This window comes from Pedobacter zeae (assembly GCF_014196715.1).
In the GTDB taxonomy this organism is placed as follows: Bacteria; Bacteroidota; Bacteroidia; order Sphingobacteriales; family Sphingobacteriaceae; genus Pedobacter; species Pedobacter zeae.
The window spans coordinates 19,099-41,500 of the sequence record NZ_JACIEF010000002.1; the positions used below are offsets into that span (position 1 = coordinate 19,099).

The 22,402-nt window shown below is 42.4% G+C and carries 18 protein-coding genes; 12 read left to right on the top strand and 6 right to left on the bottom strand.

Going from position 1 to position 22,402, the window contains the following annotated elements:
* The first annotated feature begins 42 nt into the window (after positions 1-42).
* Positions 43-1,011 carry a helix-turn-helix transcriptional regulator gene (locus tag GGQ60_RS06705; RefSeq protein WP_183761384.1) on the top strand — a complete coding sequence of 323 codons (969 nt, stop codon included), beginning with the start codon at positions 43-45 and terminating at the stop codon, positions 1,009-1,011.
* Between the two features lie 184 nt (positions 1,012-1,195).
* Here GGQ60_RS06705 and GGQ60_RS06710 read toward each other — a convergent pair whose 3' ends face one another.
* Positions 1,196-1,654, bottom strand: a complete 459-nt coding sequence (locus GGQ60_RS06710; RefSeq protein ID WP_183761387.1) for a DinB family protein — start codon at positions 1,652-1,654, stop codon at positions 1,196-1,198.
* 118 nt (positions 1,655-1,772) lie between these two features.
* The gene (locus tag GGQ60_RS06715) at positions 1,773-2,165 is read right to left on the bottom strand and encodes a winged helix-turn-helix transcriptional regulator (protein ID WP_183761390.1); all 393 of its coding nucleotides are present in this window, start codon (positions 2,163-2,165) and stop codon (positions 1,773-1,775) included.
* Between the two features lie 91 nt (positions 2,166-2,256).
* Here GGQ60_RS06715 and GGQ60_RS06720 point away from each other — a divergent pair, with 91 nt between their 5' ends.
* Complete coding sequence (locus GGQ60_RS06720; protein WP_183761393.1) at positions 2,257-2,997, top strand: SDR family NAD(P)-dependent oxidoreductase; 741 nt, start codon at positions 2,257-2,259, stop codon at positions 2,995-2,997.
* 258 nt (positions 2,998-3,255) lie between these two features.
* Here the strand turns inward: GGQ60_RS06720 and GGQ60_RS06725 are convergent, their stop codons facing one another.
* On the bottom strand, positions 3,256-4,017 hold the full coding sequence (locus tag GGQ60_RS06725; RefSeq protein ID WP_183761394.1) for a response regulator transcription factor: 762 nt from the start codon (positions 4,015-4,017) through the stop codon (positions 3,256-3,258).
* An 89-nt stretch (positions 4,018-4,106) separates the two neighbouring features.
* On the opposite strand from GGQ60_RS06725, the gene GGQ60_RS06730 reads away from it, so the two are divergent.
* Together GGQ60_RS06730 and GGQ60_RS06735 are read left to right on the top strand one after the other, a co-directional pair.
* On the top strand, positions 4,107-4,352 hold the full coding sequence (locus GGQ60_RS06730; protein ID WP_183761398.1) for a hypothetical protein: 246 nt from the start codon (positions 4,107-4,109) through the stop codon (positions 4,350-4,352).
* A gap of 5 nt (positions 4,353-4,357) precedes the next feature.
* Positions 4,358-5,089 (top strand): DUF3667 domain-containing protein, encoded by a 732-nt coding sequence (locus GGQ60_RS06735; RefSeq protein WP_183761401.1) that lies wholly within the window; start codon positions 4,358-4,360, stop codon positions 5,087-5,089.
* 214 nt (positions 5,090-5,303) lie between these two features.
* Here GGQ60_RS06735 and GGQ60_RS06740 read toward each other — a convergent pair whose 3' ends face one another.
* Positions 5,304-6,836: an FAD-dependent monooxygenase gene (locus GGQ60_RS06740; protein ID WP_183761404.1), complete on the bottom strand. Its 1,533-nt coding sequence runs from the start codon at positions 6,834-6,836 to the stop codon at positions 5,304-5,306.
* Positions 6,837-6,909: 73 nt separating this feature from the next.
* Positions 6,910-7,740: a helix-turn-helix domain-containing protein gene (locus tag GGQ60_RS06745; RefSeq protein ID WP_221235908.1), complete on the bottom strand. Its 831-nt coding sequence runs from the start codon at positions 7,738-7,740 to the stop codon at positions 6,910-6,912.
* A gap of 395 nt (positions 7,741-8,135) precedes the next feature.
* Here GGQ60_RS06745 and GGQ60_RS06750 point away from each other — a divergent pair, with 395 nt between their 5' ends.
* A complete protein-coding gene (locus GGQ60_RS06750) occupies positions 8,136-8,642 on the top strand; it encodes a hypothetical protein (RefSeq protein WP_183761407.1) in 507 nt (168 codons plus the stop codon).
* A 52-nt stretch (positions 8,643-8,694) separates the two neighbouring features.
* On the opposite strand, the gene GGQ60_RS06755 is transcribed toward GGQ60_RS06750, so the two are convergent.
* Positions 8,695-8,865: a hypothetical protein gene (locus GGQ60_RS06755; RefSeq protein ID WP_183761410.1), complete on the bottom strand. Its 171-nt coding sequence runs from the start codon at positions 8,863-8,865 to the stop codon at positions 8,695-8,697.
* A gap of 121 nt (positions 8,866-8,986) precedes the next feature.
* Between GGQ60_RS06755 and GGQ60_RS23160 the strand changes: the two genes are divergently transcribed.
* From GGQ60_RS23160 to GGQ60_RS06785, 7 genes are all read left to right on the top strand, one after another.
* Entirely contained in the window at positions 8,987-9,304 is a 318-nt protein-coding gene (locus GGQ60_RS23160; RefSeq protein WP_373284792.1) for a DUF6660 family protein, read from the top strand.
* Between the two features lie 111 nt (positions 9,305-9,415).
* Positions 9,416-13,792 (top strand): CusA/CzcA family heavy metal efflux RND transporter, encoded by a 4,377-nt coding sequence (locus GGQ60_RS06760; RefSeq protein ID WP_183761413.1) that lies wholly within the window; start codon positions 9,416-9,418, stop codon positions 13,790-13,792.
* Between the two features lie 41 nt (positions 13,793-13,833).
* Positions 13,834-14,976, top strand: coding sequence for an efflux RND transporter periplasmic adaptor subunit (locus GGQ60_RS06765; RefSeq protein WP_229685045.1), 1,143 nt, complete (start codon positions 13,834-13,836; stop codon positions 14,974-14,976).
* Between the two features lie 462 nt (positions 14,977-15,438).
* On the top strand, positions 15,439-18,900 hold the full coding sequence (locus GGQ60_RS06770; RefSeq protein WP_183761419.1) for a family 43 glycosylhydrolase: 3,462 nt from the start codon (positions 15,439-15,441) through the stop codon (positions 18,898-18,900).
* Between the two features lie 500 nt (positions 18,901-19,400).
* Positions 19,401-20,519, top strand: a complete 1,119-nt coding sequence (locus GGQ60_RS06775) for a Gfo/Idh/MocA family protein (RefSeq protein WP_183761422.1) — start codon at positions 19,401-19,403, stop codon at positions 20,517-20,519.
* Positions 20,520-20,766: 247 nt separating this feature from the next.
* Positions 20,767-21,255 (top strand): hypothetical protein, encoded by a 489-nt coding sequence (locus tag GGQ60_RS06780; RefSeq protein ID WP_183761425.1) that lies wholly within the window; start codon positions 20,767-20,769, stop codon positions 21,253-21,255.
* Positions 21,256-21,373: 118 nt separating this feature from the next.
* The gene (locus GGQ60_RS06785) at positions 21,374-22,225 is read left to right on the top strand and encodes a helix-turn-helix domain-containing protein (RefSeq protein WP_183761429.1); all 852 of its coding nucleotides are present in this window, start codon (positions 21,374-21,376) and stop codon (positions 22,223-22,225) included.
* Positions 22,226-22,402: the final 177 nt, after the last annotated feature.

Sequence of the window (22,402 nt, forward strand, 5' to 3'; positions counted from 1 at the left end):
AAACCAGCTAAATTAGCTGTTAATTAAATACCTGCATTTAACATGGATATTACCAAAAGATTTGACCGGATACTACAGATATTTTTTCTATTGCAGTCTAAATCTGTAGTAAGTACGGAAGAGTTACAAAAGCGGTTCGAAATCAGCCTAAGAACAATTTACAGGGATTTAAAAGCGCTGGAGATTGCCGGTATTCCTATTGTAAATGAATCAGGGGCTGGTTATTCGATTATGGAAGGTTTTAGGTTGCAGCCATCGAGGTTTAGCCAGGAAGAAATTCTCAGTTTAACGGTTGCCGAAAAAGTGATGCAGAAACATGAAACCGAATTTGTTAAAAAACATTTTGAGGCGGCACTGATCAAAATAAAAAGTTCTTTTCAGGTGCATCAAAAAAGAGATTTTCTGCATTTGGAAGATGCAATACATCTTAAGAAAAACTTTAAATCCATTGATTACCTGCCCAATATTATCGATATTTTACTCAATAGTACGATAAAGAAAAAAATAACCCATATCCATTACCTCAAAAGTGGTGATCTTCATGAGGTCGGCAGATCTGTAGAGCCTATTGGTGTATTCTACGAACATAATCTTTGGTATCTTTTGGCCTATTGCCATTTAAGGAAAGATTACCGTAATTTTAGACTGGACAGGATTAAAAAGGTTTTAATGCTGCAGGATAATTTTACCATTACCCACCCGCCAATTAATGAATTCCGGGATAAAGATTTCTCCGAAAACAGGATGCAAATTAAAATCAGGGTAGACCGGAAGTATGCGAATTATTTATACTGGGACCGGCAGATTTTCGGATTTACAGGAGAAGAAATTTCAGATGATTTTGTAGTGATGGATTTCGACTGTCCTCTACCTGTGGTCTCTTTTGTACGCTGGTTTATTAAATTTGTTGATGTAGCCGAAATTATAGAACCAGCCCATTTAAATAATGAGCTGGTTGAGATCATGGAATCCGGATTAAAGAGAATAAAAAATAAAGAGATTGTATCATAATTATAGAATACTTATCCTCAGGGATAATTTATTTATAAAAATGACTGGAGAATTTTAAAAATGTAATTCACCTCTGATTCTCGCAATGACGATATTTCTTTTTGATCTCTCGCAATAGGTTTCGATATGCCCAGCCTGATAAACACGAAGAAGATTATAGCTTATAAAACTGGCTTGCTATTGTTTAATACCGGTCCCAAAAAAATGGAGGTTCAATACCCAGGGCTCTTAAGTATACAAAGCCCTGGCCGCGATGGTGTATTTCGTTATCAATGAAATACAAGAGGTGGCTAAGTATCGTAAACTCGTACTGCCCGAATAATTTAATGGTTTCGTGAAACTGATCTTCAGAGATCTGGTTAAAATACTCCTCGATTTTTGGGGTATCCTCATCCCATTTTGCCAGCAACTCCGCTTTGGTATGAAGAGGCAGATCATGGCTAAATGGTGCTGTTTCCCTGGTAACCATCTCTTTTAAACCGGGAACATCAATCGATAATAGCTCTTTAATTAATGCAGCAAAAGGTCTCATTCCACCGATTGAAAATTCGAATAATTCTTTTTCCGGAAATCTTTCAAGGGTTTTTCTGGTTAGTTTTCTGTGGCCTAACCAATGTTGCAGTAATTCGCTTTTAGTAATCATAGTTGCTGATATTTTGTTTTATTATTTAATAGAACAAAGCTAGAACCAGCCTATGACAACTGTTTGTCAGTAGAAAAATGAAAGATTATTTTTTATTTATTTTTTTGAACACGACCGGCTACTGCTCCAGCACTACATCCGTAGGTAACTCCTGAGTTTGGTTGATGTGCCCGCGGTACATGTTGCCCCAGTCAGACATTGCATCGAGCATTGGTTTCATGGTAAGGCCGAGGTCGGTTAACCGGTATTCTACCCTTGGCGGTACCTCCGGAAAAACAACACGTGTAATAATCTGGTCTTTCTCCAGTTCCCTGAGCTGCGCCACCAACATCCGTTCTGATATGCCTATAATGTCTTTTTTAAGTTCGCCATAGCGCATGGTACCATAGGAAAGTCGACATAATATGGCTGGTTTCCACCTGCCACCTATAACAGCCAGCGATGAAGCCATGCCACAACTGTCGATCATCATTTTTTCGTTCAAAGCATTGGTTGACGTCTCTTTTCTCATTTTTTACTTTTTTGTTAGTACCTAACAATTTGCTGTTTACCTGCAAATTTAAAGTATCTCTTTTACATTAGCCGAAAATTTAAAAAATCATATGAAAAAATTGACCGATAAAATTGCACTGGTAACAGGAGGAAGCCGGGGCATAGGTGCAGCGATTGTAAAAAGGTTGGCCGCAGAAGGTGCAAAAGTGGTATTTACTTATGCCAATTCAGCTGAAAAAGCTTTGGCCGTAGTGGCTGAGGTAGAAGCTGCAGGTGGGTTTGCTGTGGCATTAAAAGCAATCAATACCGTAGCAAATGAGGTAAGTGCAGCGGTGACTAAAACCATTGCCGATTTTGGCCGTATTGATGTACTGATCAGTAATGCAGGCATCTACATTGGTAAGGCTTTTGAAGAACATACACTTGAAGATTATAACGAAATTATGGCGGTTAATGTACAGGCCGTTTTTGTGGCTGCCCTGGCTGCAGTGAAAGGCATGCCTGAGGGTGGACGGATTATTACCATTGGCAGCAACATGGGCGATAATGCGCTTGGTCCTGAAACCACTTTATATACCATGAGCAAATCGGCACTGCAGGGTTTTACCCGAGGTTTGGCCCGCGACCTCGGCGCCAGAAAAATTACCGTAAACCTGATTCAGCCCGGACCAATCAACACTGATATGAACCCTGCCGACGCGCCATTGGCTGATTTTCTGAGAACCCGTATGGCGTTACCGGATTACGGTACAGTAGAAGATATTGCTGCATTTGTGAGCTTTATTGCAAGTGAAGAGGCCAGATACATCACCGGTTCGTTTTTAACAATCGATGGTGGGTTGAACGCTTAAGGCTATCCGGTAAATCCAGGCCTCGGTCATCCCGTTTGGATACATTTTTTGAGGTAGTTTTTACAAAAACAAAGGAGTTGAGATGACAGATTAGGAAATCGTCATTTCGGGCACGGTGGAGAAATCTTTTAACCTGGTTAAAGATTTCTCCGCTCGCTGCACTTCGGTTGAAATATCGTCCGGTTTTTTTTGAAATCTGTTATGGATAGGTTTGCATCGCACAAGGCTGTGTTTTTACAAGCACTTGCTGTGCGTAAACTAAATTATCTTATTGTTAACTGCACGTGAAAGTGCTTCAACCATGTTATTTACTTCCAATCTTTCAAAAATTCTTCGCCTGTAGTACTTTACAGTATCAGGGGCAACAAATATTTTTTCAGCGATCTGGTTAATGGTTAAGCCTTGGGCATGCAATTGTAATATTTCGATTTCTCTTTTGCTGAGCTTGGGTTTCTCCGATTTCTTCCAGATTTTGGTCGCAATATCCAGGGCCCACAGCTCATCGGTGCCTTGTTTATAGATGCAGATATTACCCGCCTGTTGATGGGGGGAGAGGGACACTACACACATTGCTTTCCACATCTTACCTTCGCCAGTTAAAAATAGGGGCGTAAGCTTATGGTTAATCAACATGGGTTTGCCCTCCTGGCTGATCAGATGAAAATCGTAAGTGATGCTATAATGTTTTTTTTCAATGCCTGGCAGTTTTGCGAAAAAATCGAATCCCGCTTCATTAATCAGGCTCAATAAAATCAGATCCTTTTCAGGAACATTTTTAAAATAAAATTCATAGCCTAAATCCAATACTTCTTTGGGCGAATAACCACATAGAAACAAGGGGTTTTCTGAAACATACTCAAAGGCCATTTTTTCGTAATCGATCACGTATACGCTTTCATAGGTTAAACGGGCGAAAGCTTTTATCGCTTCCATGTAATCTTGCTGCTGGAGAAGGTCTTCAGTCGATATTTTTTCAACCTTATTCTTGGTAAGCAAAGAGGAGGTAGTGCTGTCTTTCATTTTACGGGATGGCTTAATAACAAATTTACACTAAAGTGTAGTCCATCAAAATATTTTTGTGCCCACTTTTACAGAAAAGATTTTGAACGATGAAAAAATGGTCTGAATTAAGCTTGGAAGAATTAAACAAAACCAGCTCGAAATTAAAGGGTGTATTAATTGGGTTTATCATATTAGGAGTGCTTATCGCTTTAGCCCTAATTTTTCTAAAGGCAAAACCCGTGTTATTTATCCCGGTAATGGTTTTGCCCATCACCTGGGTGCCGGTTTACGGTACTTTAAAATCGGTAAATGATGAGATCAGGTTACGCAACTCGCCAGATGTTAATCAATAGGTGATATGCATTCTGAATTAATAAGTTGCAGAAACTGTGGCCATATTGTAAACGATAATTTCTGTGGCCATTGCGGTCAGCCAATGCATGTAAAAAGGGTAGATGCACATTATGTTCTGCATGAAATCCAACACCTCTTACATTTCGAAAAAGGAATATTGTTTACGGTAAAAGAATTGCTGATCAGGCCTGGCCAGAATATCAGAACATTTATTACCGATAACCGGAACCGCTTGGTAAAGCCGGTTATATTTATCGTGGTGAGCTCATTAATTTACACGGTAATCAGTCATTTCTTCCACATAGAAGAAGATTATGTTGAATTTACTGAGGTAAAAAAAACAAGTGTTGGTTTAATCTTCGATTGGGTAGCGGGGCATTACGGTTATGCCAATATTTTAATGGGCGCCTGCATTTCCTTATGGTTAAAACTATTTTTTAAAAAATACAACTATAATTTTTTCGAGATATTGATCCTGCTGTGTTTTGTAATGGGAATTGGCATGTTAATTATATCTGTTTTTGCCATTGCAGAAGGGCTTAGTAAGATCAGTTTTATGAAAGTTTCCAGCATTGTAGTAGTTGGTTATAGTACATGGGCAATAGCACAATTTTTTAACAGTAAAAAAGCAGTTAACTATTTAAAGGCAATTACTGCTTACGGCCTGGGGATGTTGGTATTTAGCCTTTTGATGGTGTTTACAGGTATTTCGATTGATCTGCTGATGAAACATTAAACGGCGGTAAAGTGGCTACAATTTCTATATTTTAGCATGATTGACATTAAAATATGCTGAAAATAGTGGGATTAATCGTCATTGCGAGAAGGCCTTGTCGTTCTTCCCCGCAATGACGAATTTCTGTTAGGAACCTGTCAATCGTAGCGTAACAAACTTTAAAGAAACTGGCCTTATGATACCAGCTCTTTTAGCTTTAACCAAATTCTGATTTTTATACCAACCATTTTGTTATTGCTTTTTGCAGATCGCTAATATTTATCTCCTCATCAGTAGCCCAGGCTACAATTCCATCCGGGCGGATCAGTGCGGCCGATAACCCCAATTGATTTTTTGCGGGTTTCGATATGTAACCGATCTGATGGTATCCGCCGGCTAACTTACTGAGTGCCGCATGGTGGCTAAAATCGAGCAGGATGCCCCGGCCATTATGCATCAGTTGGCCAATTTTTATACCATCTTCAAATTCAAAGTTAGGAACACTGCAGCCAATAAGCGGATGCTTTCCTCCAAGGTTAATCTGAGTAGAAACGCCCCAAACCCTGCCGGCAAAATAGGTGGCGCCATCAGTGGTATTGATAAGGTCGGTAATAATGGCATGCAAAGCGCGGGCATTAGGATCAGGTTTCATCAGGATGGCCTGGGCGCGCGACCAATCGAGTACCTGTGCACCAATGGGATGCCGTTCTGTAACATAGCTGTCCAACAAACCTTCAGGGGCTTTTCCGTGGATGGTGGCCGCAAGTTTCCAGCCCAGGTTCATGGCATCACCCATGCCCAGGTTAAGCCCCTGGCCACCTAAGGGTGCATGGATGTGAGCCGCATCGCCTGCTAAAAGTACGCGCCCGTTTCGGTAGGTTGTAGCTTGCCTTGCCCGGTCGGTCCAGGTACTTGCAATATGGAGCGCGCTGATGGTAACATCGGTACCTGAAACGCGACGCAGCACCTCCTGCAGATGTTCGCGCGTAACGGGTTTCGCTACTCCATGAAATGCACCGCCATCAAAATCCTGTATGGCCAGGTAGCCCGGTTGCGATTGCATATATACCCCGGTTGGTGTTACATTCCGGCCTGGTTGAAGCACTTCCGGATTAAGGAGGTCTGCCTTAGCCGTGTAACCTGTAAATTCGGGCTCAGTGCCGGCAAATTCGAAACCACCGGTTTTGCGTACCACACTCCGGCTTCCGTCGCATCCTGCAAGCCATTTACATTCGAAAGATTGCCCGCCTGCCTGTACAATTACCCTTTCATTATTTTGGTGGAAACCGGTAACTGCAAAACCCCGTTTAATTTCGACGCCCAGCGCTTCTGCGCGTTTGGAAAATACCGTTTCCAGTTCCTGCATTTCAGTAATTAAACTGGCAGGCGTTGAACCCGGCAGGCGGTATTTCCACTGCGTGGTATCGATATCGCCATCATGGAACGGAATACCTGCGAAATGCCCTGCCTGGCGACGGGGCCCTTGCACCGCGTTTTGATGAGGGTTTTTAAGGTGTTTATGAATTTCAAGTTCCTCAAATAAGTTACGTCGATAAAGCGCTTCAATTGTTGGCGATGACAAGCCACGGATGCCCAAGGGAAGCTGCTTTAAAGGCGAATGCACCTCTGTCGCTTTTTCGAGTACGAGTACCGAACATTTGGCTAAAGCCAATTCGCAGGCAAGGAACAGGCCTACAGGGCCAGCGCCAGCAATAATAACATCGTAAATGGTATGAGTGTGTTTTTTATTTTTAATTGTTGTGTTCATATGGTATGATTAGAACACAAAATTCAATAATGCCTGGCGGCCAGGCTTGTATAAACACGACAATCTTTTTTATTCAGGAGGAGAGATTAATCAAGTCGTTGCTTAACATTTGTTGGCCTGTTTTTGCCTTACGGGCAAATGCTGCGGGGCTGATACCACTATAACGTTTAAATTCACGGCTCAGGTGAGGCTGATCAGTGTAACCGAACTCATTTGCCAGCCTGGCCAGGTTGGCACTTGGATCCATCCACAACCGGTTGCGTACCTGCTCAAAGCGCATCAGGCCTGATACATCTTTAACAGTATGGCCGGAAGATCGTTTAAAGTTCCTTTCCAATGTGCGCACGGTTACATGTGCCGCTGCTGCTACCTCACTTACCGGTATAGTGCCCTTTGCGACCTGCATCGCGGTTCCAGCCTTGTACAACATGCTATTGGCCGCTACCTGCGCCCTGGCCTGTAAGAAATATTGTTTTACTTCAGCCACCGCTTCCTCTATCTTTCCATCAAGTACAAAGGCATTCAGTTGGTGTTGAAGCTGGGCCACAGGATGATCAAATACGTGTAATGCACGCTTGTTGGGCGCGAGACCCAGTAAATCGAATACAGTCCATGGAAAACACCTGATACCGATGGTTTCAAGGCGGTCTTTCGCGTAAAAAATAACAGGCTGATTAAGCAGGCCTATCATAAAAGGCGAAGGTAAAGGCCGTAAAACTCCATCAGAAGAAATGCTGCAGCCACTACCGAAATGAAAAATAATCTCCGCGTAACCATCAGGCACTACTTCAAAACCCGATGAGTCTGTTCTGGCTTCCCTTCTGTTGTACCAGAAGCACTTTATCGTATCCTGCAGTTCCTCCGGAGCTTCAAATTCCTGATGATGCATTTTAATTGGTGGCATATCTGATGGTATGGTATACAAGTATAGGGCTTATTATATTATTTTCAATTCGCTAATTTTGCTACTTTTTTAACCATAAAAAAAGTTTACCCCCTAAGAGGTAAACCCTACCTAAACCACCATACCATGGTGCGCTCACATTTCAAAAGTAGAATGGCAACATGAAAATAAGATGAAAAAAATAAATTTTAAATTTCATGTTGCTTTCATCTTCAGACTTCAACTTTACAACGGAAAACTTAAATAAGACCTATAGTGATGAAGACAAATTTTGTAAATGTCATTTAGCCGTCTTTTGCCGTAACCGGGAGCAGTTTTGGCTTTGTTTGGCCATCCCGAAGTATAGGTTATTGCAAAACTGTAAAAACGAATTGTTCACATCTAAATTTAAACCTATGAAAAAGTTATTTCTGTTATTGTTCATATTGGTAAGCAGCAGCCTTACTTTTAAAGCTCAGGCCCAGGTAAGTGTAAACATAAATATTGGTGCACAACCTGCATGGGGTCCAACCGGATATGATTATGTAGACTATTACTACCTGCCCGATATTGAGAGCTATTATTATGTGCCGAAAAGGCAATTTATTTATTTAAGCAGCGGAAACTGGGTGTTTACTACCGCGCTTCCACCGAGATACAGTGGTTATGATTTATATAATGGCTACAAGGTTGTAATTAATTCGCCACGGCCTTACCGTTATTTTGAAACACATAAGGTAAAATATGCCAAATTTAAAGGCAACCATGGCCAACTGGTCATCGGCAAAAGTAAAGGTCCGAAATACTCACCGGCCAAGGGTAATGCTAAAGTATATAGAGGAGATAAAGGGAAACCTTCACCGCATTTTAACAAAGGGAATGGAAACGGAAAAGGCCATGGAAATGGTAAAGGAAAACATTAATTGTTTGTGTAATAAAGAAAGAAACCCTCCGAATTTTGGAGGGTTTTCTTTTTTAATTTCTTTTTTGCTGCCCTGGGGCAAAAGGTTTGGCCGATTTTGAACCTGTTCCTTTTTTGGCTTGCCCCGGAGGAACTTTTCCACTGTTACCAGCTGTTCTGGCGCTATAACAGGCACTGGTAAGTAGCATCGCCAATAAGGCTACCATAAGATAGATCTGTTTCATAATCGTCTATAAGCGATAATTGTGCCAGATTGCTGCAAATAATAACAAAACTGAGATTAATGGGATTTTTAATAAAAACCGGCTTTATGAATTAAAAACTTTAATCATTACATTTGCCTTTGTGAAAAACTTTGTATTCCTTTTTTCTTTTTACCTGATCCTTCTGGGTTTTATGCCCTGCCAGGACAAGGAAGATATGGTTTCCAAGTCTCACACGGAAAGCATCGTGCGCAGCAATGATGCAAAACCTGGGCATCAGCATGGAGAATCCTGTCCGCCGTTCTGTAGCTGTGCCTGCTGCTCGGTCGGTCAGCACTTTCCATCCGAAAAATTAACAGATCTGGTTGTTCCTGTATACAGGAAGCCTTATCCGGTTTTCCAATGCTCCGCATTGAAAAAACAACCCTTCGATATTTGGCAACCGCCTAAGCTCGTTTAAATCAATTTTTTATTCATGGTAATGTCCATGAAAGCATGCTTTTACACGCAAATTTTGCATCATCAAGTGCAATGATGCCGTGCTATTTATTGATTTTTGATTTAAACGACAATGCTGAACAGAATAATACAATTCTCCATCAGGCAAAAACTGTTGGTTGGAATTATGATGCTGGCGCTGATCGCCTGGGGCATATACTCCCTTAAGCAGCTGCCAATAGATGCCCTCCCTGATATTACCAATAACCAGGTACAGATCATTACTTCTTCGCCAAGTAACGGTGCTGAAGATATTGAGCGCTTTGTAACTTACCCGGTAGAGCAAACCATGGCCACTATTCCGGGGATAGAAGAAGTCCGTTCCTTTAGCAGGTTTGGCCTTTCGGTTGTAACAGTGGTATTTAAAGAAGGTGTAGAGATTTACTGGGCCCGTCAACAGGTAAGCGAAAGGCTCGTTGAAGTAGAAAGGGCCATCCCGAAAGGGATAGGTACACCCGAAATCGCTCCCTTAACCACCGGATTGGGAGAGATTTACCAATATGTAATCCATCCCAAAAAGGGATATGAAAAAAAATACAATGCCACAGAACTCAGAACCATTCAAGACTGGATTGTTCGCCGCCAGCTCCTTGGCGTAGAGGGTATAGCAGACGTGAGCAGCTTTGGCGGCTACCTTAAACAGTATGAGATTGCCCTCAATCCAGACAAATTACGAAGCATGGATATATCCATCAGTGATATCTTTAAGGCACTGGAAAAAAATAACCAAAATACCGGTGGATCTTACATCGATAAGAAGCCTAATGCCTATTTTATCAGGAGCGAGGGGCTTATCAACAGTATAGAAGACATTGAGAACATCGTTGTACGGACCAATGAAAACAGCATTCCTGTGCTGATCCGAAATGTAGCTGAAGTGAGGATCGGCGCAGCCACCAGGTACGGTGCTATGACCAGAAACGACCAGGGTGAGGTAGTAGGAGCGGTAGTCATGATGCTGAAAGGTGCAAACTCTTCGAAGGTTATTGCAAACGTAAAAACCCGGATGGACCAGATTGCAAAAAATCTGCCGGAGGGAATCGTTATTGAGCCTTTCCTCGATCGTACCAAACTGGTAGACAATGCCATTGGTACGGTAACCAAAAACCTGGCAGAAGGTGCATTGATCGTGATTTTTGTACTGGTACTGCTTTTGGGAAATTTCCGTGCCGGGATAATTGTAGCTTCCGTAATTCCGCTTGCCATGCTTTTTGCCATATGCCTGATGAACCTTTTTGGCGTCAGCGGAAACCTGATGAGCCTTGGTGCCATTGATTTCGGATTAATTGTAGATGGTGCGGTAATTATAGTAGAGGCCTCACTTCACCATTTGGGTATCCGAAAAAATAAAAACAGGCTCAGTCAACAGGAAATGGATGCAGAGATTTTTGAATCTGCTTCCAAGATCCGTAACAGTGCCGCCTTTGGCGAAATCATTATACTTATTGTTTACCTCCCGATCCTGGCGCTGGTTGGTATAGAAGGCAAAATGTTCAGGCCAATGGCTCAAACGGTGGCCTTTGCTATTCTGGGTGCATTTATCTTGTCGTTAACTTATGTGCCAATGATGAGTGCACTGTTGCTAAGCAAAACCATTAACACCAAACGGAATGTCTCAGACAGGATCATGTCTTTTTTTCAAAGTGTGTATACCCCAATGCTCAATTTTGCACTTCGGGCAAAGATGGCGGTTGTAGGCATTGCAATAGGGTTATTTGTTGCCGGCCTTATTATTTTTAACTACCTGGGCGCCGAATTTATCCCCACACTGGAGGAGGGCGACTTTGCTGTAGAAACCAGGGTGCTTACCGGAAGCAGCCTTTCTCAGACCATCGAGGCGGCTACCAGGGCTTCGAAGGTATTAAAGGCAAATTTTCCGGAGATAAAAGAAGTAATCGGAAAGATCGGCTCCAGTGAGATCCCTACCGACCCGATGCCGGTAGAAGCTTGCGACCTGATTATTATCCTAAAGGATAAGAGCGACTGGACAACTGCTTCGTCCAGAGACGAGCTTGCAGGTAAAATGCAGGCCAGGCTGGAACAGTATATCCCTGGCGTTACTTTCGGTTTTCAGCAGCCCATCCAGATGCGATTTAATGAGTTAATGACGGGTGCGAGGCAGGATGTGGTCATTAAGATCTATGGAGAGGATTTTTCGAAGCTGAGTGCCTATGCAAGCAGGATCGGTAACATCGCCAGAAAAATTGAAGGGGCCAAGGATATTTATGTGGAACAGGCCTCAGGACTTCCACAGGTGATCATCAAATTTCATAGAGAAAAGATTGCGCAGTTCGGATTAAATATTGAGGAGGTAAATACTGCTATCCGCTCGGGATTTGCCGGAGAGGTGGCTGGCCTGGTGTTCGAAGGCGAAAAACGATTTGATATGGTTGTCCGCCTGGAAAAAGAAAACAGGCAGTCGCTGGAAGATGTAAAGAATCTGTTTGTAACAGCACCCAATGGCAACCAGATTCCACTGGAACAACTGGCTTATATCCAGTACAGGGAGGGGCCCAACCAGATCCAGCGTGATGATGCGAAACGGCGTATTACCGTTGGCTTTAATGTGAGGGGCAGGGATGTGGAAAGTATTGTAAAGGAAATTCAGCAGAAAATTGATGCAGAGGTTAAGTTTTTACCAGGATATTACCCAACTTTTGGCGGCACTTTTGAGAACCTGCAGGCAGCAACTAAAAGATTGGGCATAGCGGTGCCATTGGCCTTGTTGCTTATTTTACTGCTGCTTTATCTAACTTTTTCGTCGATAAAACATGCGCTTTTAATTTTTACCGCAATTCCATTATCGGCCATAGGTGGCATATTCGCCCTTTGGGCACGGGGCATGCCTTTCAGTATCTCGGCCGGCATCGGCTTTATTGCGCTTTTTGGCGTAGCGGTACTGAATGGTATTGTACTTATAAGTGAATTTAACAGGTTGAAAAAAGAAGGAATGAAAGATATTTTCGAAATTATTAAAACAGGAACTTCGGTCAGGCTTCGCCCGGTGATTATGACGGCACTCGTAGCCTCCCTGGGTTTTCTTCCAATGGCCATCTCGGGCGGTAGCGGAGCTGAAGTACAACGGCCCTTGGCAACGGTTGTTATCGGCGGACTGATCTCTGCAACATTGCTAACCCTTTTGGTGCTTCCGGTGCTTTATATCTGGGTAGAAAAAATAGGCCGTAAAAAAGTAAAAATTGCTCCTTTGGCAGGTACAATAGTCCTGTTTATTACCTTGTTCGGATTGCAGCCTGCCAAGGCGCAAACTGCGCTAACACTCGAACAGGCGATATCTTCGGCATTGGAAAACAACCGGACCATTAACGGGGCTAACCTTGGTGTAGGGCTGCAGCAGGTGCTTAAAAAGAGTGCTTTCGAAATGCCTAAAACAGAAGTTTCGATGCTTTACGGGCAATACAATAGCCTGGTGAAAAACGACAACAACTTTACCGTTTCACAAACAATTCCTTTCCCAACACTTTTTGCAGCAAATGCCGCATTAGGCGACGAACGGATCAAAGCAGGCCAGCTTCAGGTTGCTTCAAGTAAAAACGAACTTGTTTTTCAGGTGAAGATGGTTTACACCAACCTTCAGTACCTCTATTCGAAGGAAAAACTGTTGCTCGGGCAAGACAGCATTTATAAGGGTTTTGTAAAATCCGCTTCGCTAAAATACAAAACCGGTGAAGGTAACCTGCTGGAGAAGGTAGCCGCAGAAACACAGCTCCAGGAGGTAAAGAACCTGCTCGATCAAAACCGGTCTGACATCGGAATTTATCAGGCGCAGCTTGCTACACTCCTGGGTAAGGGCGGGCCACCCTTGATCGCGGATAAGTTTTTAAAGGAAACACCTGAAATTCCGTTCGCGGATACGACACTTTTAAATGAAAATCCAACCCTCGCCTATTTCAGACAGCAGATCGTAATCGCCGAAAAACAACGTAAGGTAGAACTTGCCAAAGCACTACCCGATTTTACCCTTGGTTATTTCAACCAGTCGCTAACCGGTTTTCAAAACGTTAATGGAAGTGAGCTTTTCTTTGGCCGCGACAAACGTTTCCAGGGTTTTCAGGTGGGGCTTTCCGTTCCCTTGTTTTACAGGGCCTATGCTGCGAAGGCAAAGGCTGCATCCATTAACAGGGAGATTGCTTCTAACGAGCTGGAACTCCAGCAGCGAAAACTGACAGGCCAGTATCAACAGGCTTTTGGTGAATACCTGAAAAACAGGCAACGATATAACTATTTTATGACTTCGGCCTCAGCCAATGCGGCACTGATATTAAAAAATAGCCGCATTGCCTATCAAAACGGAGAAATAGGTTATTCGGAATACCTGTTAAACCTTAAACAGGCAAATGGTATTGATGAGGGGCGCCTGATGGCCCTCCTCCAGTTAAGCCAGAGCATTAACCAGATTGAATTTTTAACCGGTAACAACCAATCATTTTAAGCACAAATCTTATGAGATCCCTATATAAATATCTTATCCTCATGTCTCTTCCAATTTATTTTGCTGGCTGCAGCAATCCCGGTTCGGAGAAGGAACCCGAAAAGGAAGCCGTTCACGAAAAAAGCGATATTGTAACCCTTACACCAGAGCAGCACAAGTTATCGGAAATAACCCTGGGTGATATTGAACTGAAGGAATTAAGCGGAACAACGAAAGTTAACGGCATGCTCGACCTCCCGCCGCAAAGCCTGGTGTCTATATCCACACCACTCGAAGGAATTGTAAAAAGTACCGACATGTTACAAGGAAAACGGGTAGCCAAGGGAGCGCTCGTAGCCGTAATGCAGAATCCGGAATTTATTCAGATGCAACAAGATTACCTGGATTATAAAAGTCAGTTACAGTTCTTAAAGCAGGAGTTAGACCGCCAGGAAGAATTGGCCAAGGAAAATGTAAATTCTAAAAAAGCACTGCAGAAAGCAAGGAGTGAGTACCAGAGCGTGAATGCAAGATTGTTGGGGCAACGCTCAAAACTTTCTTTACTGAATATCAGTTTTCCGGCACTGGAAAAAGGGCAGATCCAGAAAACCTTTAACCTCTATGCCCCGATGTCGGGTTACGTTACCCAGGTTAACACCAATATTGGCGCCTTTGCCAGTACTACCGATGTACTGTTTAAGATTGCCGATACCGAGCACCTGCATGCAGAGCTTACGGTATTTGAAAAAGATGTACCCAAGCTTAAGCTTGGGCAAAAGGTACGCTTTGTGCTGGCCAATGAAGAAAAGGAACGCATAGCAACCGTTTACCTTATTGGCAGGGAAATCAGTAAAGAACGTACCGTACAAATCCACTGCCACCTCGACAAGGAGGATACACAATTGCTTCCGGGTATGTACCTTAAGGCCTATGTAGAAAGTGGCATGAACAAGGTAGAAGCATTGCCCGATGCGGCAATTGTTGAATTTGAAGGCAAAAAATTCGTGTTTATCGATCAGCCTGCTCTTAAAGGCAGTAAGGATTACCGATACCGGATGATGGAGGTAAAAACCGGAGTTGCCGAGAATGGTTATACCCAGGTTTCTTTTGCAGAGCCGATCAGTGAGGCGAAGGTTGTGGTAAAAGGTGCTTATGATCTGTTAAGCAAGGTGAAAAATGCCGGAGAAGAAGGTGATGGGCATTAAATCAGGTCAAAATTTAGTGTAAAGACCAGGTTGAGTTTCCAAACTCAACCATATTTCATCATCCGTAGCGTTAAGCGCAGCGACTCTACGGAGAGATGGGGGCAACATCTTTTAGCCTGAAATACTTGGAGACAAATTACCTCCGGTGAACTCGCTACAGGTCAGGGGCAACCCGCCTCAACTGAAAACCTGTTTAAAACACCGCAAAATGAGATTTAATAATCGAACTCAAGCGCTCAGTTTCCTAATCCGCTACATTAAAAGTACAGATTGGGGTGCTTGGTTAAAATACTAATGTTATGTATCAATATACAACGGAAATCCAGCTTATGCTTCTTTTATATTTACATCCTGATCCATGAGGTCTGGCCTTTATAGGTAGCGCTATCCATATTGACTATGAAAAACATTTATCTGAACCTCTTCGTTTTTTTTCTCTTCTGCAGTTGTTCCCAATCTCTGATGGCGCAATCTCAGCATTTAGCCAAAGGGCAGCACAATCCAATTATACCAGGCTATTTCGCAGATCCAACGGTGAAAAAATTTGGAGATACTTATTATATTTATGCCACAACAGATGGTAATGGAGGAGGATTTGGACCATCACAGGTATGGACTTCAAAAGATTTTGTGAATTGGGTCATGCAGGATATGAACTGGCCAACAACCCATTATTATTGGGCACCAGATGTAACACAGGGGCCTGACGGAAAGTACTATCTATACTACTGCCAGCCCGTTGAAATATTCGGTGCATCATCGGCAACACCGGTTGGCCCATGGACATCGCTTTTAGCGCCCGGAAAACCAATAGTTTCAAATTTTATGGTGCCAAAGGTGATTACACTTGATGGGCAGACATTTAAAGATGACGACGGGAAGTATTATATGTATTGGGGTACCTGGGGCATTTATCCAGGCCATGGTTGTGGTGTGGGTTTATTGAATGATGACATGAAGTCGTTTTCAAAACTTGCGCAGATCCCAAATACCGATGCAAAAGACTTTTTCGAGGCCCCGTTTGTATTCAAAAGAAAGAACATTTATTACCTCACTTATTCATCCGGCTATTGCGAAGATGGGACTTACCGGGTACAGTATGCCACTGCAAGCAACCCGATGGGACCTTTTAAATATGGGCCGGATAATCCTATTCTCGCAACAAATGGCGATGGAACAGTTCATGGGCCAGGGCATCAGTCTGTTCTGCAGCAGGGAGATGATTTTTACCTGGTTTATCATCGCCATAATAACCCGCACAATGATGGTGGTTATCACCGGCAGGTAGCGGCAGATAAAATGATCTTCGATGAAAAAGGAAACATACTGAAGTTGGTTCCTACACATTCCGGAATTGGCTATTTGGCAAAAAATGTGAATCCGCATCCAGATCTGGCGCTAGGGAAAGCCGCTATAGCCTCTTCAACTTATGATCAGGATTTTAAACCAGAATTTGCATTTGATGATAATAACGGAACTTTATGGAAAGCTAAAAGCAATATCGGTCCGGCGTGGCTCCAGATAGATTTAGGTAAGGTTTATGATGTTAAAAGTGTGCATACTCAATTTGAATATGCAACCTGGTACTATCAATACAAAATTGAATATTCACTCGATGGCCAAACATGGGCGCTGTACGTTGACCGGAGTAAAAATACCAAACATGGAAGTCCGATGATCGATTTTGGAAACGTTAAGGCCAGGTACCTGCGCACAACGATTTTACGGACAGAATATCCGGGCTTAAATAAGGCGATCTGGAACATGAAGGTTTTTGATCATGCTGATTATAATCCGGTAATGCATACGAGCATCAAAAAATGGGAATCTTTGCAACGTTTTGAACCGAAGGGGCTGTTGGTAGATCTCAATTTTGATCATCTTCGGATAGGGTCAATAGCGGCTCATGTTCAAAATAATGGAAAATTAGCGGGCGTGTTTTCTGCTATGGGCGCAAATAAACCGATTACATCCATGATAGGTGGAAAAAAGGCTTTAGTTTTCTCAGGCACGGCACGTTTATCATCGTCCTTTCGTGCACCATCATCAATGCTGGGGAACAGCAGCTATAGCGTAAGTATGTGGGTATTAAACCCAGAAATTGATAAAGAAGAAACAATCGTTTCATGGACGGGTAAGGGGGGCGTTAATTTAAGTAATGCTGCGGTAGGTTACGGCAATAGTAAAAGTGCAGGTGCTGCCACCCATCTTGGCTGGGCAGATTTGGGGTACAGAAATTTACCCAAAGCAAATGAATGGCATCTGATTACTATGGTTTTTGATGGCACAATGGAGCGTATATATGTTGATGGAAAATTGGATAGGGCAGAAAGAAGGATGCTTTTCGTCAACAATCTGACCAGGTTTCTTGTGGGTGGCAATGATGATGGGACTTCAGGATTTTCTGGTGCGCTGGCCTCCTTAAAAATTTACGATGTTCCATTAACCGGTACAGAGATTAAAGCAGCCTATACAAAAGGCATTACTAACCATGTGGTTCTATATGCAGATACAAAAAAACTTGAATATGGAGATTTAACAAATTGGCCCAACAATGGGACTGCTTTAGGAGAACTGACATGCAAGGGAAATACCGAGGTTGCCGATGTTAATGGGAAAATAACTACTATATTGGCAAATGGCAGTAAAATCCTTCTGGAAGGCCGTATGAGAAAAGAAATTGATTTTTCAAGACCATTTACGGCAGTTTTTTCTCTTTTACCTGCTGTTGGTTCAAAAACAGATCTGTTTTTTGGTAAAAGAAATAAAGCCGCGAGGATAGAGGGTAATGGAAAATGGCAGCAGTTAATCTGTTCTTTTTCTAAGGGGAAGTTCCAGGTATTTATCAATGGTAAGCCGGCCAGTTATGCAATGGTCCGTAATAACCAAAGAGACCAGCGTATTTTGATTGAATCTTCTGGTGGGACAACTGCAATTTCATCAATTACCATATACAATTATGGCCTCGATCATCGTAATTGCTTGAAAGAATTTAATTTTTGGAAACAAACCTTAGGCAATGTTAGCTTAAAAGCATCATTTACCTCAAAGCCGTCAGCAGTTACGCCAACTATGGTTTATCTGGCAGCCGATAAACCTGAACTGCCAGGTAATGATCTCGAATATCTTTTTAAAAATGATAAAGATAAAGGGCATGCAAAATGGTTGCGGTCATCAGATTATTTCGATTTTTCGGTCTTTCCCCAAAGTAGTTATAGTTATACGGTCAAAATCAGAGATAATTTTGGAAATGTTACCCAAACTTCTCTTCCGTTTGCTGTTACAACCGATTCTTCGCAATTTATTATCAAAAAACAGGCTGGATCGGCCCGGTCGGTTCCGGCAGCAAAAAATGGTTTAACAGGGACTTCCTGGGAGGGTTTATTGGGAAATGCAGATACGGTTACTCAGCATTCAGGTATCCTGAAGATGGTTTCGCACCATACATTTTGGGATGGATCGGAGGCAACGGGGCCCTTTGCCTACAACTATGTGGAGGGTGATTTTATTGCTGAGGTAATGCTTTCAGATATGCTGGGACTAAAGGAGAAGAAAGCTTATGGCGCAAATGAGGCTGGTATTATGGTTAAAGCTTTAGCCAATGGAAGAATGCTTTTACAAAATGGCATTATGCCAGGCTGGGGCATTGGAAATATTGTCACCAACCTCGATAATGGAGGCAGAAAGCAGACGAACAACCTCTCCGGATGGGCTTTTTATAAACACCTGCAGATACAAAGGGCCGGAAATACATTTTTTATGCGTGGCAGCAGCGATGGGAAAGCTTGGGTAGATCTTCCGGGCAGCCCTGTAAAAAGAGATGATCTGGGTAATGGCTTACAGGTTGGTGTTTACCACGCCACCTATGGTGATGCTTCTGGTTATGCATCCTTTAGCGATTTTAAGATTATACAGCAGAAATAAAGGGGCATGGATGCCTTAGTTTAGCTGTTATTGGAAGATTTTCCAGGCAATTATACCTGGTGCCCCTGGTAAAGTGTTTAATTTGTTGTTTTTCAAAAAAAATAAATATAGATAAAACTCAAAAACGCTGATACGATCAGAAGCCGGTCTTTTTTATCAATCAGCAAGCCTTCAACGGCCAGAAGATCCATTTCTGTATTTAAAAAGCAGCATATGGTATCTTCAGGACAAGAGGCCATTGGTTCGTTCATAACGTTAATGAGGTGCTAGGCTGAACAGTCTTTCAGGTGCAACGCGGATACCTCAGGGGCTTCCCAGCCTCGAGAACTACCTCTTATTCTTCAGATAAAGCCAAAAATCATTATCTTGAAAACTATATATAACCGGTTGGTGTTACATATCATGAAGTAAATCAGTTAATTAACCGGCAAAAATGGGCGGTCGCATATCGTGTGTTGCCGAATGTTTTTGCAGAAATAGGTACATAAGCCCAGGATAATATGAATACCAGAAGAGACTTTTTACAAAAAATGGGTGCATCAGTATTGATGTTGAAATTAGGTTCAATATCGGCATTTGCTAATGTTCCAGACCAAATTGAGCAGCCTTACCAGGGTAGGGTACTGCGGGTAGCTATTATGGGTTTAGGTGGATATGGCACCCGTGTAGCCGAGGCCATGAAAGCCTGTACCAAGGCAAAACTGGTGGGCGTAATCAGTGGTACGCCTTCGAAAATTAAAGAGTGGCAAACGAAATACAACCTCCCTGAAAAGAATTGTTATCATTATGACAACTTCGATGAGGTGAAAAATAATCCGGATATAGATGCAATTTATGTGATTACGCCAAATGCCCTCCACCATAGTCAGGTTATTCGTGTGGCAAAAGCAGGAAAACACGCCATATGCGAAAAACCGATGGCATTAAATGCCAAAGAGGGCCAGGAGATGGTTGATGCCTGTAAAAAAGCGAATGTAAAGTTACTGGTTGGTTATAGGATGCATTTTGAACCCCGTACGCTGGAAGTAATCCGGATGAGAAATGCGGGCGAATTCGGTAAGGTTATGTTTTTCCAGGGGCAATGTGGTTTTAAAATAGGCGATCCTTTGCAGTGGCGATTAAACAAGGCGCTTGCGGGTGGCGGATCAATGATGGATATTGGCATCTATGCGATTAACGGGGCAAGATATATGCTAGGCGAAGAGCCTGTTTGGGTGACGGCCCAGGAAACCAAAACTGACCCGGTAAAGTTTAAAGAAGGTGTAGATGAGACCATACAATTTCAATTAGGTTTCCCCAGCGGTGCGGTAGCCTCCTGCCTGTCGAGTTATAACATCAATCACCTGGATAGATTTTTTCTGAGTGGCGATAAAGGATTTGCAGAAATGCAACCTTCTACCGGCTATGGCCCGATCAAAGGTAGAACGCATAAGGGGGAACTCACGCAGCCGGTAACCACACATCAAACGGTACAGATGGATGAAATGGCAACTATTATTTTTGAAGATAAAAAGCCGGTAGTTCCTGTAAATGGCGAGGAAGGCTTAAAAGACCTTAAAATTATTGATGCCATTTATGAGGCCGTAAGAACGGGGAAAAAGATTAAACTAATGGCTTAGCTTATTTTTTACTGCCTTTTAACCATTCAAACTTGTGCTAAGCCATTACAAGAAAAGGTATTCATCTTCGAACAATGGCCTGCCTGCCGAAACGAAAAGTACCACATTGTTAATTATTTCAGGCAGAAAGCCACCTGCCTGATCATTTTTGAACGAGATTACCAATTAATTGAACGAATAAACAAAACGCCTTAGCCTTACTATAGTCACTTTTGTAATCACAATTACATACTCAACAAAAAAGACTATGGGACTATCAGGTTTAGGAATTTTTCATACCATCATTGGTATCGTTGCCATTGTATCGGCAATCATTTCATTTGTACGCTTTGGCAAAATTGATTTAACACAACTTAGCGGTAAAATATATTTTTATACCACTACGGTTACGGCTTTAACTGCGTTGGGGATCTCCAAACACGGCGGCTTTAATGCAGGGCACATTTTTTCGGTATTCATTTTTATTTTGGTGGTGGTAGCTTTTTGGCTCTCGGTAAAGAGAAGTGCCAGTAATAAGGCCCGTTACGCAGAGAATTTTTTACTCTCCTTCAGCTTTTTTCTCTCGCTCATCCCTACCGTGAACGAAACCTTTACCCGCGTACCGCTGGGCCATCCCTTGGCCAAAGGTCCTGCCGATCCGCTAATTGCCAAAACCTTGCTTGTGCTTTTAATTCTATTTATTGCAGGTGCTGTTTACCAGTATATTAAACAACGCAGGATAGCTAAATTGAATTAAGAGCGGCATCGTGCCTTTCAGATCATTAAAATGATGATCATTAAAAGACTAATGCGCGGTGCTTAAAAGCTAAACCCTGCATTAGTTTTCCTATTTTTATAGCTGAAGGTTTTTTAACATGATCATTGACCATAAAAAATACGAATTGTTTGGTAAATCCATTATCCAAAACATCAGGATAAAGACACCTTTTACCTTCGATTTTCCCATTACTGATAATGCCTGCTTTTTGTATATGTTACAGGGCGAAATGCAATATCACCGCGACGAAGACCTGGTAAATATACCCCATAAACATGCTTTGTTTTTAAATTGTATACAGGCAAGCAAAACCATCAGTAATTTAAATGAAGGGGATGTGAACGAAATCATGATCGTTAATTTTCATCCCGATATTTTAAAGCGGATCTACGACCGGGAACTGCCGGTTATACTTCATGCACCCGACCGGATGGTTTCGAACAAAAGTGTCGAGATTTTAAATAACAATTTTTTAATCGAAAAATATATCGAAGGTTTGCTGTTTTATTTCCGGCATCCGGCACTGGTTAATGAAGATATACTGGTTTTAAAGTTAAAGGAAATTATACTGCTCCTGGCCCAAACCGCTAATGCCCGGGCCATACAAACCATATTTACACAGCTTTTTTCGCCTGCTACCTACACCTTTAAACAAATTATTGAGGCTAACCTGTTTTCCCAGCTCAGTATTGATGAACTGGCACAGCTTAATAATTTAAGTTTATCGTCTTTTAAGCGCGAATTTACCAAACATTACAACGATACCCCAGCCAATTATATCAAAACCAAGCGGCTCGAAAAAGCTGCAGAACTGCTGTTAATTTCAAACGAAAGGATTAAAAACATTGCTTTTAACTGTGGTTATAATGATTTGGCTAATTTTACCAAAAGCTTTCGCGACAGGTATAAATGCACACCCAGCGATTTTAGAGCGCGCCGGCAGGGCTAAGGATACGCTCGATCGGATACTACGGAACCCAATATTTTCTTCGGAAGCAACAGCCCGACTGACCAATAACCAGGTGTCATCAGTCTTACCAATGCAGAACTGACTGTAGCATACAGTTCTGCAGCGCAAATGACAGGTCACTAAAAGGGCTTACCACCGGCAAAACCTGCTGCCATA

What these genes read in the sequence shown, in the direction of transcription:
- GGQ60_RS06705 (WP_183761384.1), top strand. Translation starts at nt 43, where the DNA reads ATGGATATTACCAAAAGATTTGACCGGATACTACAGATATTTTTTCTA.
- GGQ60_RS06710 (WP_183761387.1), bottom strand. Translation starts at nt 1,654, where the DNA reads ATGATTACTAAAAGCGAATTACTGCAACATTGGTTAGGCCACAGAAAA.
- GGQ60_RS06715 (WP_183761390.1), bottom strand. Translation starts at nt 2,165, where the DNA reads ATGAGAAAAGAGACGTCAACCAATGCTTTGAACGAAAAAATGATGATC.
- GGQ60_RS06720 (WP_183761393.1), top strand. Translation starts at nt 2,257, where the DNA reads ATGAAAAAATTGACCGATAAAATTGCACTGGTAACAGGAGGAAGCCGG.
- GGQ60_RS06725 (WP_183761394.1), bottom strand. Translation starts at nt 4,017, where the DNA reads ATGAAAGACAGCACTACCTCCTCTTTGCTTACCAAGAATAAGGTTGAA.
- GGQ60_RS06730 (WP_183761398.1), top strand. Translation starts at nt 4,107, where the DNA reads ATGAAAAAATGGTCTGAATTAAGCTTGGAAGAATTAAACAAAACCAGC.
- GGQ60_RS06735 (WP_183761401.1), top strand. Translation starts at nt 4,358, where the DNA reads ATGCATTCTGAATTAATAAGTTGCAGAAACTGTGGCCATATTGTAAAC.
- GGQ60_RS06740 (WP_183761404.1), bottom strand. Translation starts at nt 6,836, where the DNA reads ATGAACACAACAATTAAAAATAAAAAACACACTCATACCATTTACGAT.
- GGQ60_RS06745 (WP_221235908.1), bottom strand. Translation starts at nt 7,740, where the DNA reads ATGCCACCAATTAAAATGCATCATCAGGAATTTGAAGCTCCGGAGGAA.
- GGQ60_RS06750 (WP_183761407.1), top strand. Translation starts at nt 8,136, where the DNA reads ATGAAAAAGTTATTTCTGTTATTGTTCATATTGGTAAGCAGCAGCCTT.
- GGQ60_RS06755 (WP_183761410.1), bottom strand. Translation starts at nt 8,865, where the DNA reads ATGAAACAGATCTATCTTATGGTAGCCTTATTGGCGATGCTACTTACC.
- GGQ60_RS06760 (WP_183761413.1), top strand. Translation starts at nt 9,416, where the DNA reads ATGCTGAACAGAATAATACAATTCTCCATCAGGCAAAAACTGTTGGTT.
- GGQ60_RS06765 (WP_229685045.1), top strand. Translation starts at nt 13,834, where the DNA reads ATGTCTCTTCCAATTTATTTTGCTGGCTGCAGCAATCCCGGTTCGGAG.
- GGQ60_RS06770 (WP_183761419.1), top strand. Translation starts at nt 15,439, where the DNA reads ATGGCGCAATCTCAGCATTTAGCCAAAGGGCAGCACAATCCAATTATA.
- GGQ60_RS06775 (WP_183761422.1), top strand. Translation starts at nt 19,401, where the DNA reads ATGAATACCAGAAGAGACTTTTTACAAAAAATGGGTGCATCAGTATTG.
- GGQ60_RS06780 (WP_183761425.1), top strand. Translation starts at nt 20,767, where the DNA reads ATGGGACTATCAGGTTTAGGAATTTTTCATACCATCATTGGTATCGTT.
- GGQ60_RS06785 (WP_183761429.1), top strand. Translation starts at nt 21,374, where the DNA reads ATGATCATTGACCATAAAAAATACGAATTGTTTGGTAAATCCATTATC.